At 62.2% G+C, this 13,073-nt stretch carries 11 protein-coding genes; 7 read left to right on the top strand and 4 right to left on the bottom strand.

Going from position 1 to position 13,073, the window contains the following annotated elements:
- Nucleotides 1-99 precede the first annotated feature (99 nt).
- Complete coding sequence (locus FHX10_RS34545) at nt 100-1,731, top strand: AMP-binding protein (protein ID WP_063476303.1); 1,632 nt, start codon at nt 100-102, stop codon at nt 1,729-1,731.
- Here FHX10_RS34545 and FHX10_RS34540 read toward each other — a convergent pair.
- From FHX10_RS34540 to secA, 3 genes are all read right to left on the bottom strand, one after another.
- Nucleotides 1,728-3,005, bottom strand: coding sequence for a GNAT family N-acetyltransferase (locus tag FHX10_RS34540; RefSeq protein WP_047619931.1), 1,278 nt, complete (start codon nt 3,003-3,005; stop codon nt 1,728-1,730). The two genes, FHX10_RS34545 and FHX10_RS34540, sit on opposite strands and share 4 nt — an antisense overlap.
- The gene (locus FHX10_RS34535; protein ID WP_063476315.1) at nt 3,006-4,421 is read right to left on the bottom strand and encodes a lipopolysaccharide biosynthesis protein; all 1,416 of its coding nucleotides are present in this window, start codon (nt 4,419-4,421) and stop codon (nt 3,006-3,008) included.
- Nucleotides 4,422-4,599: 178 nt separating this feature from the next.
- On the bottom strand, nt 4,600-7,317 hold the full coding sequence (secA, locus tag FHX10_RS34530) for a preprotein translocase subunit SecA (RefSeq protein WP_063476304.1): 2,718 nt from the start codon (nt 7,315-7,317) through the stop codon (nt 4,600-4,602).
- Between the two features lie 246 nt (nt 7,318-7,563).
- Between secA and FHX10_RS34525 the strand changes: the two genes are divergently transcribed.
- The 6 genes from FHX10_RS34525 to FHX10_RS34500 all read left to right on the top strand — a co-directional run bounded on the left by FHX10_RS34525 (nt 7,564) and on the right by FHX10_RS34500 (nt 11,740).
- On the top strand, nt 7,564-8,445 hold the full coding sequence (locus FHX10_RS34525) for a peptidylprolyl isomerase (RefSeq protein WP_047619934.1): 882 nt from the start codon (nt 7,564-7,566) through the stop codon (nt 8,443-8,445).
- 174 nt (nt 8,446-8,619) lie between these two features.
- On the top strand, nt 8,620-9,861 hold the full coding sequence (argJ, locus tag FHX10_RS34520; RefSeq protein WP_063476305.1) for a bifunctional glutamate N-acetyltransferase/amino-acid acetyltransferase ArgJ: 1,242 nt from the start codon (nt 8,620-8,622) through the stop codon (nt 9,859-9,861).
- Nucleotides 9,842-10,648 (top strand): GNAT family N-acetyltransferase, encoded by an 807-nt coding sequence (locus FHX10_RS34515; RefSeq protein ID WP_063476306.1) that lies wholly within the window; start codon nt 9,842-9,844, stop codon nt 10,646-10,648. Before argJ ends, FHX10_RS34515 begins: the two co-directional genes overlap by 20 nt.
- Nucleotides 10,645-11,058 (top strand): 8-oxo-dGTP diphosphatase MutT, encoded by a 414-nt coding sequence (mutT, locus tag FHX10_RS34510; protein ID WP_047619940.1) that lies wholly within the window; start codon nt 10,645-10,647, stop codon nt 11,056-11,058. The genes FHX10_RS34515 and mutT overlap by 4 nt, the downstream gene beginning before the upstream one ends.
- A 126-nt stretch (nt 11,059-11,184) precedes the next feature.
- Nucleotides 11,185-11,502: a hypothetical protein gene (locus FHX10_RS34505; protein ID WP_047619941.1), complete on the top strand. Its 318-nt coding sequence runs from the start codon at nt 11,185-11,187 to the stop codon at nt 11,500-11,502.
- 70 nt (nt 11,503-11,572) lie between these two features.
- Nucleotides 11,573-11,740: a Flp family type IVb pilin gene (locus FHX10_RS34500; RefSeq protein WP_047619943.1), complete on the top strand. Its 168-nt coding sequence runs from the start codon at nt 11,573-11,575 to the stop codon at nt 11,738-11,740.
- A 15-nt stretch (nt 11,741-11,755) separates the two neighbouring features.
- On the opposite strand, the gene FHX10_RS34495 is transcribed toward FHX10_RS34500, so the two are convergent.
- Entirely contained in the window at nt 11,756-12,640 is an 885-nt protein-coding gene (locus FHX10_RS34495; protein WP_063476316.1) for a methyltransferase domain-containing protein, read from the bottom strand.
- Nucleotides 12,641-13,073: the final 433 nt, after the last annotated feature.

The following is a 13,073-nucleotide window of genomic DNA, read 5'->3' as shown; positions in this document are numbered from 1 at the left end:
GATGGCTTTGAAGCCGGGCAGTCATCGCCGCCCGGACCGGCCGCTTGCGCAATTGCAGCACAAGGTGTTAGCTGGTGCAACATTCACCGGATTCTGCCTATGAAACTGCCGCCCCATGATCGCTACGACGATCTCTATCGCGATTTTTCGTGGCGGATTCCCGAAGATTTCAATATCGGCCGCGCCGTCAGCGACGACTGGGCCACGAGAGATCCGGAGCGCGTCTGTCTCGAGCATTTCAGCCCGGATGGCCATCACCGCGTGATGACCTATCGCGCCCTTGCAGACCAGTCCTCGGCCTTCGCCAATGCGCTCGTTTCGCTTGGGGTGGAGCGCGGCGATCGTGTCGCGCTGCTCTTGCCGCAATCCTTCGAGACGGTGATCGCACATGTGGCGATCTACAAGACCGGCGCGGTCGCGCTGCCGCTGGCGCTGCTCTTCGGCGTCGAGGCGCTGGAATACCGGCTGAAGGCAGCAGGTGTTGCAGCAATTGTCACCAATGGTTTCGGTCTCGAGCGCATCCGGCAGATCCGCGATTGCCTGCCGATGCTGAAACATGTCGTCAGCATCGACCGGGCGGATGTCGATGCGGTTGCCTTTGGCGATCTGGTGAACGGCCATCCCTCTGTCTTCGACGTTGCCAGGACCGGTCCCGACGATCCGGCGCTGATGATTTTCACCTCGGGAACAACGGGGCCGCCCAAGGGCGCGCTGCATGGCCATCGCGTTCTGCCCGGCCATATTCCGGGTATGCAGTTTGCCCATGAGGGCTTTCCGAGAGTGGGCGACAAGGTCTGGACGCCGTCCGACTGGGCCTGGGCGGGCGGTCTGCTCAATGCGCTGCTGCCGAGCCTGCTGCTCGGCGTTCCCGTCGTCTCGTCGCCGGCGCAGAAATTCGATGCCGACATGGCCTATCGCATCATGGCGGAGATGAACGTGCGCAATGCCTTCATTCCGCCGACGGCGCTGCGGCTGATGCGATCCGTTGCCGATCCGCGTTCGAAATATGATCTGGTGCTGCGCACCATCGGCTCGGCCGGCGAGGCGCTCGGCCGTGAGACTTACGAATGGGCGCGGCGTACGCTCGGCATCACTATCAACGAATTTTACGGCCAGACGGAGTGCAATTTCGTACTCTCGTCGAGTGCTGCCCATGACGTCACCAAGGCTGGCGCCATCGGACGGGCGGTCCCGGGGCATCGCGTTGCCATCGTCAGCGAAGCGGGCGATGAATTGCCGGCCGGCGAACCGGGCCAGATCGCCATTGCCAGTCCCGACCCCGTCATGTTCCTCGGCTACTGGAACGATGCGGCGGCGACCGAGCGGAAGTTCGCCAAAGGCTGGCTGCTCACCGGCGATATCGGCCGGCAGGACGCCGAGGGTTACATCACCTTCGAGGGCCGCGACGACGACGTCATCACCTCGTCGGGATATCGCATCGGCCCGGCCGAGATCGAGGATTGTCTGATCGGCCATCCCGCCGTGCAGCTCGCCGCCGCCGTCGGCAAACCCGATGCCGTGCGCACCGAGATCGTCAAGGCCTATATCGTGCTGTCACCAGGCCATCATCCAAGCGAGGCGCTGGCCGCCGATATCAGGGAATGGGTGAAGACGCGGCTTTCGATGCACGAATATCCGCGCGAGGTGGAATTCATCGACGCCTTGCCGCTGACGACCACCGGCAAGGTGATCCGCCGGCTGCTGCGCGAAAGAGCGGCGGCCGAAAATTAGCCCCGGCCGGCAAGCGACATGATCTTCTCGCGCAGCATCTTCGCCATATTGCGGGTGCTGCGGTACATATGGAGTTGGGCCGAGACCTGGCGCATGTCGCGGTCGCCGTTCTGCGTCAGGCCGATCACCAGCGTTCCCATCTCCTCGCGCTCCTGCCAGAAGCGGCTCATGATCGGATGATCGGAGACGGCACAGGAATCGGAACGCACGATATTGGCGTCGTCGAGATGCCATTCGGTGAGCTCGCTCATCAAGAGCTTGCCCGGCGAATAGCGGGCATAGTTCTCGTCATAGGCGGTCTTCCAGGTATAGGCTTCGCCGCCCATCATCAGGACGACGATGGCGGCGATCGCCTTGCCATTGAGATCGATCGTGTGAATACGCACGGCATCGACGGCGGCAAGGTTCGACACCGCCTCGCGGGCAAAGGCCGTGTGATAGCGATCGGTGACGAGAGCGCTTCGCCGCTTGCCCTTCCAGCCACCGGCTTCCATCGCCAGGAATTCCTCGAAGCGGATATGGATTTCGCGCGGCTGGCGGGCGACGGCATAGACCGCCGTTCCCTGTTCCTCCAGCAGGCGCCACTGACGGCGCATTTCGCGCATATGCGAGGAGGAAATGGTTTTGCCGAGATAGGCCGGCGCCTCTTCGTCGCTCTGCAGCATCGGGCGCTGGTAAGGATTGGTGACGGTGACGGGAAGGTTGCGGCTGAGCGCCACAGCCTTGAGCATGCGCACGAAGATGCCGTTCAGCCGCAGATCCGGCAGAACCAGAATGCCGGGCAGATTGAGATCGCGCACGGTCAGGGCCTCGAAGAGATTGTCGAGGGTCTCGGCAGCATCCTCGGCATCGACGAGCGGCGTGCCGAGCGGGCCGAAACTGTTCGACCAGCCGCGGATGATCGACGGGCCGACGGCAAAACCGGGCCGGTCGACCGAAAACGGCATCAGGAAGCGCATGCGGCTGCGGCCGGCATTGTGGTCGCGGATCAGGGCGAAGTTCACCTGCCGGTCCTCAAGCCGCGGCATAGCGGGGGCGAGAAAGCGGCCGGAGAAGAAGACGTTCGGTTCCATCGCCCGGTTGGAGAGGAAATCGAGCTCATCCTGAAGTTCATAGCCGAGTTTGCCGGGATAGAGGCAGAGCTCGCGCCCCGGCCGGCCGATCTCGGCGCGGGCCTCGGCCTGCGGCGCTTCGAAATGCAGCGCGGCGAGATCATGCACCATGCGGTTGGCGGCGCTGTTGGTGCTTTCGGTAACGGGGGGAACACGCACCATCTATCGAACTCTCATTTCTGGCGTTGCGGCGGAGGGGCTGGCGAAGGCGAACAGGACGATACCGAGCGTGCGGCGCACGGCGAGATGCAGCAGGATCGCCTCGACCGCCATGGCCGAGGCCGTGGCAATCGCCGTGCCCTCGATGCCGTAATGCGGGATCAAAGCGAGGTTGAGGCCGACATTGGCCGTCAGTGCGCCGGCATAGAGTGCGACGCAGAGGTTCTGCTTGCCTGCCATCATCAACAACGTTTCGGCGGGGCCGACCAGCGACTTGGCGAGGATGCCGGCGAGCAGGATCGCCATGACCAGATAGCCTGATGTGAAGGCGCCGCCGAAGAGCGATAGCAGCAGATGGCCGGCCGCAAGCACGGCAAGGCCGACACCGAGCGCCGGCCAGAAGGTCCAGCGGGCGGCGTCGATGGCAGCGGTCGCCAGCTGTCCGTGGTCGCCTTCGGCGATGATCGAGGAGAAGCGCGGGCCGGAGGCTGCCTTGACCGAGAAATTGATGAAATGCACCAGCGCCATCGTCTTGGCGGCGGCGAAATAGATGGCGACATCGTGCGGTTCGAGGAAGATGCCGACGACGACGACATCGGAATTGGTGAGCAGGAAGCTCACGCCCTCGATCAGGAAAATCGGAAAGGCGACGCTGAACCAGGCGAGGAAATCGACCTTGCGCGGGCCTTCATCATAATGCCGGCGAAGGCGATAGAGCGTTGCGGCATACTGGCCGAGCGCGGTGACAAAGGTGGCGACGAGTGCTGCCTGCATCGCAGTGACGGCGGTGTGCTCGGCGCCGATGGCAATGGCGATGAGCATGAAGAGGATGATGAGGATCGGGCGGACGATATAGACCGGGCTCAGCGCCATCACCGGCCAGTGGTTGGCCCGCGACGTGCCTTCCAGAATGTCGCCGAGCGCGATCATCGGCATGGCGAGCAGGCCGATGAAGATCGGGACGAGATAATAGACCTGGATCATGTCGCCGAAGAAATGCAGACCGAGCGTGCCGGCGGCGAGCACCGCCGTGCCGGAAAGCAGCGCAAAGATGCGCGCCGTCCCGGTCAGGCCGCGGATTTCCTCGAAAGCGCCCGCTGCCCTGTATTGCGGCAGGAAGCGGATGATCGCCGTGTGGAACCCGAGGCATGAGAGATCGCCGAAGACGACGACCAGCACCCAGACGAAAACGAAGATGCCGTATTCATATTCGCCCATCAGCCGGGCGAGCACGATCTGGGAGACGAAGGCGAGAGCCGCGCTGAGGATACGGATCGAAAAGGCCGTCAGCGCCATGCGCTGGGCGGCCGCCTTCTCGCCGCGTTCCGTGAGCACGGCCGCAAGCATGCGCAGCGTACGGCCGCCGATCGGGCGCAGGCCCGCGGGCAGCATCTTCTCCGCTGTTTCTATGACCGCCATGATGAACACGCAAAACTCTAAGGTCAGGCAAATCGCGCCTGAAGTCTTGACAGAACAGGGTTAAGAAACGGTTCCGGATCGGGCTTGCTGCCCGACGCTGAGTTACGATCGTGAGGCGTTGCCGGAGAAAAGAAAATGCCGCCCGAAGGCGGCATTTTCAGGATCGTTGCGGCTTGCCTCAGACCTGCTCGAAGGCGCCGTGGCAATGCTTGTATTTCTTGCCGGAACCACAGGGGCAGGTCTCGTTACGGCCGACCTTGCCCCAGGTGGCCGGGTCATCCGGGTTGCGGTTTTCGGGAGAAACGATGACTTCCGATGCCTGGTAGATCGCTGGGGCGAAATCGTCTTCGCCGGTCGTCGGATCCAGGTGATGGGCCTGCATCAACGGCGGTTCGGGCTCGGCGGGCGCCTGCTGCACCAGCTCGACGCGCATCAGCTGGGCGGTGACGGCCTCGCGCAGATTGTTGAGCAGCGCCGTGAAGAGCTCGAAGGCTTCCGACTTGTATTCCTGCAGCGGATCGCGTTGGGCATAGCCGCGGAAGCCGATGACGGAGCGCAGATGGTCGAGATTGACGATATGCTCGCGCCAGAGATGATCGAGCGTCTGCATGACGATCGAGCGCTCGACATAATGCATGATGTCGTCGCCGAAACGCTCGGCTTTTTCCGTGAAGGCGGCATTGGTGGCTTGCGTCAGCCGCTCGCGGATATCGTCTTCGCCGATACCTTCTTCCTTCACCCAGTCCTCGATCGGCAGATCGAGATTGAGGATGTTCAAAGCACCGGTCTTCAGGCCGGCAGCATCCCATTGTTCGGCATAGGCGCGCTCGGGGATATGCTTTTCGACCATGTCCTCGATTACCTCGCGGCGCATGTCGGAGACCATTTCGGAAATATTGGCCGCTTCCATCAGCTCGAGGCGCTGTTCGAAAATTACCTTGCGCTGGTCGTTGAGAACGTCGTCATATTTCAGAAGGTTCTTGCGGATATCGAAGTTGCGGGCTTCGACCTTCTTCTGGGCGCGCTCCAGGGCCTTGTTGATCCAGGGATGGACAATCGCCTCGCCCTCCTTGAGGCCGAGCTTGGTCAGCATGCTGTCCATGCGGTCGGAGCCGAAGATGCGCATCAGATCGTCCTGAAGCGACAGGTAGAACTTCGAGCGGCCGGGGTCGCCCTGACGGCCGGAACGGCCGCGCAGCTGGTTGTCGATGCGACGGCTTTCATGGCGTTCGGTGGCGATGACGTAGAGACCGCCGGCGGCGAGCGCCTTCTGCTTGAGTTCCTTGATCTCCTCGACGATCGCCTGGATCCGGGCGTCACGCTCCGGACCGGCTTCGACATCGCCGAGTTCGCGCTCGATGCGCATGTCGAGGTTGCCGCCGAGCTGGATGTCGGTGCCGCGGCCGGCCATGTTGGTGGCGATGGTGACGGCACCCGGCACGCCGGCCTGGGCGACGATATAGGCTTCCTGCTCGTGGTAGCGGGCGTTCAGCACCTGGAAGTCGTTGAAGCCTTGCTTGCGCAAGCGCTCGGCAAGCAGCTCCGACTTCTCGATCGAGGTGGTGCCGACCAGCACCGGCTGGCCACGCTTATGGGCATCGAGGATTTCCTCGATGATCGCCTTGAACTTCTCGTCGAAGGTCCGGTAGACCTCGTCGTCCTCGTCGATGCGCTTGATCGGCAGGTTGGTCGGAACCTCGATGACATCGAGATTGTAGATATTCCCAAATTCTTCCGCTTCCGTCTGCGCCGTACCGGTCATGCCGGCGAGCTTGCCGTACATGCGGAAGTAGTTCTGGAAGGTGATCGAGGCCAGCGTCTGGTTTTCCGGCTGGATCTGCACCTTTTCCTTGGCTTCCAGCGCCTGGTGCTGGCCTTCCGAATAACGGCGGCCCGGCATCATGCGGCCGGTGAACTCGTCGATGATGACGACTTCGTCGTTGCGGACGATATAGTCCTTGTCGCGCTGGAAGAGCTTGTGGGCCTTCAGCGCATTGTTGATGTGGTGGACGATCGCGACATTCTCGATGTCGTAGAGCGCGTTGCCCTTCAGGAGGCCGGCCTGGCGGAGCAGGTTTTCCAGCTTCTCAGTGCCTTCTTCGGAGAAGTTGGCGGAGCGCTGCTTCTCGTCGATCTCGTAGTCGCTGGGCGCCAGCAGCGGAATGAAGGCGTCGATCGTATTATAGAGTTCGGAGCGGTCGTCGAGCGGACCGGAGATGATCAGCGGCGTGCGCGCCTCGTCGACCAGGATCGAGTCCACTTCGTCGACGATCGCGAAGTTATGGCCGCGCTGGACCATCTGGTTCTTCTCGTACTTCATGTTATCGCGCAGATAATCGAAGCCGAGTTCGTTGTTGGTGGCATAGGTGATGTCGCAGGCATAGGCCGCGCGACGCTCCTCGTCGGAGAGGCCGTGGACAATGACGCCGGTGGTCATGCCGAGGAAGCCGTAGACTCGGCCCATGGTGGCGGCGTCGCGCTGGGCGAGGTAATCGTTGACGGTGACGACGTGCACGCCCTTGCCGGAAAGCGCGTTCAGATAGACCGGCAGGGTGGCGACGAGGGTTTTGCCTTCGCCGGTCTTCATCTCGGCGATCGCATTCGAATGCAGGATCATGCCGCCGACCAGCTGTACGTCAAAAGGTCGCAGGCCGAGAACGCGGCGCGAGGCTTCGCGCACGACGGCAAAGGCCGGGATCAGAATGTCGTCGAGGGTCTTGCCCTCGGCGAGCAGGGCGCGAAACTCCACGGTCTTTGCCGCGAGCTGCTCGTCCGTCAGGGCCTTCGTCTTCTCTTCGATAGAGTTGATGGCAGTGACGTTCGGCTGGAAGGACCGCACGCGGCGGTCATTGGAAGAACCAAATAACTTGCGGGCTATACCGCCAAAGCTGACCATATGACTGGTCCTTTCTCAATATTCATCCCCGACGTTTCTTATTCGCGGCCCAGCCGAAAATCAGGCGCGCGCCTTAAAACGCCCGGAAACTGTTCTGGACGCGAGGTTGCGTGACAGATAAGAGGGGGGTCGAATGATGTCAACGGATTTGGCGGATACAGAAAGGCCACAATCCGGTGTTGATGGCTATTTTGGGCTGGATTCAGGCGATGCTGAAACCGGCGATGTAACTGTGAAGGGTATTTCATGTTGAGCACCAACAAACTTGCCGTTCTGGCGTTCGCAACTTTTGTTGCGCTCCAGGCCCCGGCCTATGCCGATGACGCCGTCATCGCCAAGGTCGGCAATCTGGAGATCCACCAGTCGGAACTCGACCTTGCCGTCGCCAATCTCGACCCGCAGCTGGCGCAGCTCCCCGATGACCAGAAGAAGGTCGCAGCCCTTTCCGCCGCCATCGACGTGAAGCTGCTCGCCGCCGACGCTGCGGCCGAGAAGCTCGATCAGACCGACGAATTCAAGAGGCGCATGCAGTATCTCACCGATCGCGAGCTGCACAACGCCTATTTCAAGAAGCATGTCGTCGACATCGTGACGCCTGAGGAAGTCAAGGCCCGCTACGACAAGGAAGTCGCTGCCCTGCCGAAGCAGGAGGAAGTCCACGCCCGTCACATCCTCGTCAAGACCGAGGACGAAGCCAAGGACATCATCAAGCAGCTCGACGCCGGCAAGGATTTTGCCGAACTCGCCAAGGAAAAGTCCACCGATCCGAACAAGTCGGAAGGCGGCGATCTCGGCTATTTCTCGCGCGGCCGCATGGTCAAGGAATTCGAGGACGCAGCCTTCGCGTTGGAGAAGGGCACCTATTCCAAGACACCCGTCAAGACCGATTTCGGCTTCCACGTCATCAAGGTCGAGGACAAGCGCGACGCTCCGCCGCCGCCCTTCGAGCAGGTGCAGGATCAGGTTCGTCAGCTCGTCATGCGCGACAAGTATCTTGAGCTTCTGAACAAGGCGAAGGCCTCCGCCAAGATCGAGATCTCGGACGAGACGCTGCGCAAGGGTTACGACCAGGCCAACAAGCAGCCGGAGCCGGGCAGCGAGCCCGTCGCGCCGGCGCCGCAGCAGTAATCATCGCATCGGGGCCCGGTTCTTCCGGGCCCTTCCAAATCAAAAAGCAGAGCATGATGTCGTCGAAAAACGCCGACACTTTCGGCATCATGCTCCGGCATCGTTTGTTGTCGCATTTCCGGACGGCGAACCGGTTTCCAATTCGCCTGGAAATGCTCATTGGCAGGTCTTATCATGTCCGGTTCCGTCTCTCCGCTCGCTCCGAAATCCTTCGTCTCGATGCCGCCGTTGCGCGGCGTGCGCATGGCGACGGCGTCCGCCGGCATCAAGTACAAGAACCGCACCGACGTGCTGATGATGGTCTTCGACAGGCCGGCGGCCGTTGCGGGCGTCTTCACCCGCTCGAAGTGCCCGTCGGCGCCGGTCGATTTCTGCCGGGCCAATCTTCCCCATGGCAGCGCCCGCGCCGTCGTCGTCAATTCCGGCAATGCCAATGCGTTTACCGGGCTGAAGGGCCGCCAGGCGACCGCGCTGACGGCGCAGTCGGCTGCCGCTGCCGTTGGCTGCGCTGAAAACGAGATCTATCTGGCCTCGACCGGCGTCATCGGCGAGCCGCTCGATGCCACCAAATTCGCAGGCGTTCTGGATCGGATGCAGGTCGAAGCGACCGGCGATTTCTGGTTCGAGGCCGCCAAGGCGATCATGACGACCGACACCTACCCGAAGGTTTCGACCCGCAGCGCCGAGATCGGCGGCGTGGCCGTGACGATCAACGGCATCGCCAAGGGCGCCGGCATGATCGCGCCTGATATGGCGACCATGCTCTCCTTCGTCGTCACCGATGCCGACATTGCACCGGCCGCGCTGCAGGCGCTTCTGTCCGACGGTGTCGGCCCGACCTTCAATTCCATGACTGTCGACAGCGACACTTCCACCTCCGATACGCTGATGCTGTTTGCGACGGGTGCGGCGGCCGAGGACGGCCAGGCCCGTATCGAACGCGCCGATGATCCGCGCCTTGCCACCTTCCGCGCTGCACTCAACGAAGTGCTGAAGGATCTGTCGCTGCAGGTGGTGCGTGATGGCGAAGGTGCCACCAAGATGCTCGAGATCACAGTGACGGGCGCCGAGAGCGATACCGCCGCCAAGCGCATCGCACTGTCGATCGCCAATTCGCCGCTGGTCAAGACGGCGGCCGCCGGCGAAGACGCCAATTGGGGCCGTATCGTCATGGCGGTCGGCAAATCCGGCGAGATGGCCGATCGCGACCGGCTCGCCATCTGGTTCGGCGACATCAGGGTCGCCGTCAATGGCGAGCGTGACCCGGATTATTCCGAGGAGGCCGCCTCTGATGTCATGAAGGCGCAGGATATCCCCGTCAAAGTCGATATCGGGCTCGGTGCCGGCACGGCTACGGTCTGGACCTGCGACCTCACCAAGGAATATGTTGCGATCAATGGCGACTATCGGAGCTGATCGGTCATTGGCGCAGGCATCCATTTCCTCACAAAATCTGCCGCTGGTCCGCAGGCTGGAGGCTGTCGGCTTCCGCGCCTGGCCGGCGGCGTCCGTGCAATATGACGGCAGCTGGCAGGTGCGGCTGACGGCCGGCCACCCGTCCAACCGGTTGAATTCGATCGTGCCGCTCGATCCTTCGGATCATCGCGACGTCGAAATCCGCCTGGAAAAGGCGAGCCGAAAGTTCGAGGCCTATGGCCGCGCCGTCGTGGTCCGCCAGACGCCGCTTGCCTCGCCGGTGCTGATCGAACTTCTGCGCCAGCAGAACTGGATGCAGTTCGACGAGACTGTCGTGATGACCTGCGATCTGGCCGAGGCGGAATTGCCGGACACGCTCGATCACCTGCCGACCCATGATGTCGGCCGTTTCGTCGATGCCAATCTCGCCGTCGAGCGGGCGCCACTGAGCTTGAAGCCGGCGCTTGCCGAAATCATTACGGCGATCAAGCCGCCATCCGGCCTGTTCATGATCGAGAATGCGACGGATGGCCCGCTTGCGACCGTGCTCTGCGTTCAGGACAACGATCTTGCCGGCATCATGTCGCTTTCGGTCTCCGAGGCGCGGCGGCGCGAGGGGCTTGGCACCGAGATCCTGACCTCGGCGCTGCGCTGGGCACGCATGCGCAGCGCTCGTTCGGCCTGGCTGCAGGTGAAGCTTTCCAACCGTCCGGCGATCGCCCTCTATGAGCGCCTCGGTTTTCGCGACGCCTATCATTATTGCTATTGGCAGCGGGAGCCGAAATGATCGAGGCAGGCCGGAAGATATTGCTGGTCGCCGCCTGCGCGCTGATCGATACCGACGGGCGTATCCTATTGGCACAGCGTCCCGAGGGGAAGTCGCTTGCGGGGCTCTGGGAGTTTCCCGGCGGCAAGGTCGAACCTGGCGAGACGCCGGAAGAAACGCTGGTGCGCGAGCTCGAGGAAGAGCTCGGCATCAAGACCAAGATCGCCTGCCTGGCGCCGCTCACCTTCGCCAGCCATTCCTACGAGACCTTCCACCTTTTGATGCCGCTTTATATCTGCCGGCGCTATGAGGGCATTCCCCAGGGCCGCGAGGGCCAGGCGCTGAAATGGGTGCGGCCGCAGGCGTTGCGCGATTATCCGATGCCGCCGGCCGACGAGCCGCTCATCCCGATGCTGCAGGATTTACTTTAGCGTTACCTGATTATTATCGCGCCGTGTCGTTTTCGGCTGTGGATATTAATGGATCGTTTAACACCTTCTGCCAAAGATCGGCCTCAATCAAGCATCTGGCGTGCGTGTATTAAAAGGCTTGACGTCATGGACGATGATTTCTGGAAAGCTGTCCGGGAAAAGGAACGGGCTTCGTCTGCCTCGCGCAGGACGGGTGCGCTCAATATCGCCCTTCTGTTCGGTACGGCGGTGGTTGCGCTGACGCTCATCCTGACGCCGATGCTTGCGGATTCCTCGAAAAAGAGTGTCTTTGCCAGCGCTCCCCTTGAATTTGATACGATGACAACAGGATCGATTCCGAAGGCCGAAAGCGGCAAGCGTTATACGATTCGCCGCAGCGTCCTCCAGGATACACCCGGCTCGGTCTGCGTCGTCCAGGGCTATGGCGTCGGCGCCGGTTGCTGAAAAATGTCGGCCATCACCTGATGGTCGTGGAATTGGTCGTTTGCTGTCCGTTCGCGCTAAGGGTTGGGTGATGCATTTTTTGAAGGCATTTCTTGCAGATAATAGAGGTGCGACGGCGGTCGAGTATGGGCTGATCGCCGCCGTCATCGGCGGCGCAATTGTCTCTGCTCTCGGTATCTTCTCCGGCAGACTGCAGGATATTTTCAACGCGATCGGCAACAATCTGCCTGGGAATTGAAGAGGCAGCCGGCCATTACTGCCTGAGCTTGTGCTCGTCCACTTTCAGCGCATCGGCGAGGCGAGCCTTGGCCGAACCGGGCTTCAGCGGCTTTTGCTGGCTCTCGTGCGCAGCCCATCCCGAGACATAGACGATCGAGAAGGTGGCGCGGATGCGCCCGTCGGGATCGGAATAGCGTTCGGCGTAGATCTCCGCTGCGCGCAGGAAGAAGGCGCGTGTCAGCGGCATCCGGCCGCGGGCTGCAAGCGGATTGCTCATGCCCATCGCTCGCAGATCCCGCATCAGCGGGAAGAGCGAATCATAACGCACCGTGTAGTTCTCCGTGTCGATCACCGGCAGCGTGAAGCCGGCGCGCTGCATGAGGCCGCCAACATCGCGCACATCGGCGAAGGGAATGACACGCGGGCTTGCGCCGCCGGTCATCTCGACCTCGGCGGCCAGCAGCACCTCGCGCAGTTCCTGCAGGGTCCCGGCGCCGGGGATCGCAGCGAGAAACAGCCCGTCCGGCTTCAGGGCTCGGCGAATCTGGATGAAAACGCCAGGCGTATCGTTGGTCAGATGCAGACTGAGCGGCGCAAGGATGAGATTGGCCGATTGCGGTTCGAGCGGCACATCTTCGAGCGGCGCCTCGATCAAGGTTTCGCCCGGCCCGGCATAGGCCTTCTCGCTTTCGACGCGGATCATCGTGCCGATCTTGCCCGTCGCCAGCGCCGCACGGGCGGCAGCCCCGGTTGCGCCGTGCAGCTCGACGGCGGTCTCGAAGGTCCGCTCGACGACGGCAAGCCTCTCGGCCATTTCCTCAGCGGCGATGTCGAGCAGGAAGGCGGCTTTCGGGTCGTTGCTGGCAAGCGCACGATGGCGGTGTGCGGCGATCAGGGCCTTGTCGAAGATCGTTTCCATGGCGATGTCCTTAGTCCCGCGCCGTTTATGCGGCAAGACGATTTTCGTTTCGCGCAGAACGCGCCAGAGCCTTTCCTGGCCAGATTGAAGCATTCTGCCGGAGCAGGTTTTCGTCAGGGCAGAGGCGATTGGCGAAGGGCATACCCCTTGGTACGTCCGACCGAGCTTATCGCCTCTGCCCTGGCGTAGAGATGCCCGGCCCACCGGCCGCACTGCTTCGCCATGCGAAGCAATAGGTGCGTCCGGCGGTTCTAAAGTCTTGCAGATTTGCCAGGCAAATCTGCGGGAGGGTTGGCTGAAACGGCTGGCTGATCGACCGGCCGGCTTGGCCGTAGAGCCGGGCTACGACGCGCGCCGGCCGGTCGACCATCCGACTCCGTTTGAGCCAACAGAATGCTTCAATCTGACCAGGAAAGGCTCTAGTCTTAGCCGC

Origin of the sequence: Rhizobium sp. BK591, from assembly GCF_014195045.1 — a bacterium.
In the GTDB taxonomy this organism is placed as follows: domain Bacteria; phylum Pseudomonadota; class Alphaproteobacteria; order Rhizobiales; family Rhizobiaceae; genus Rhizobium; species Rhizobium anhuiense.
Note: the sequence above shows the minus strand (reverse complement) of the source record. Positions and strands in the feature narration are given on the sequence as shown.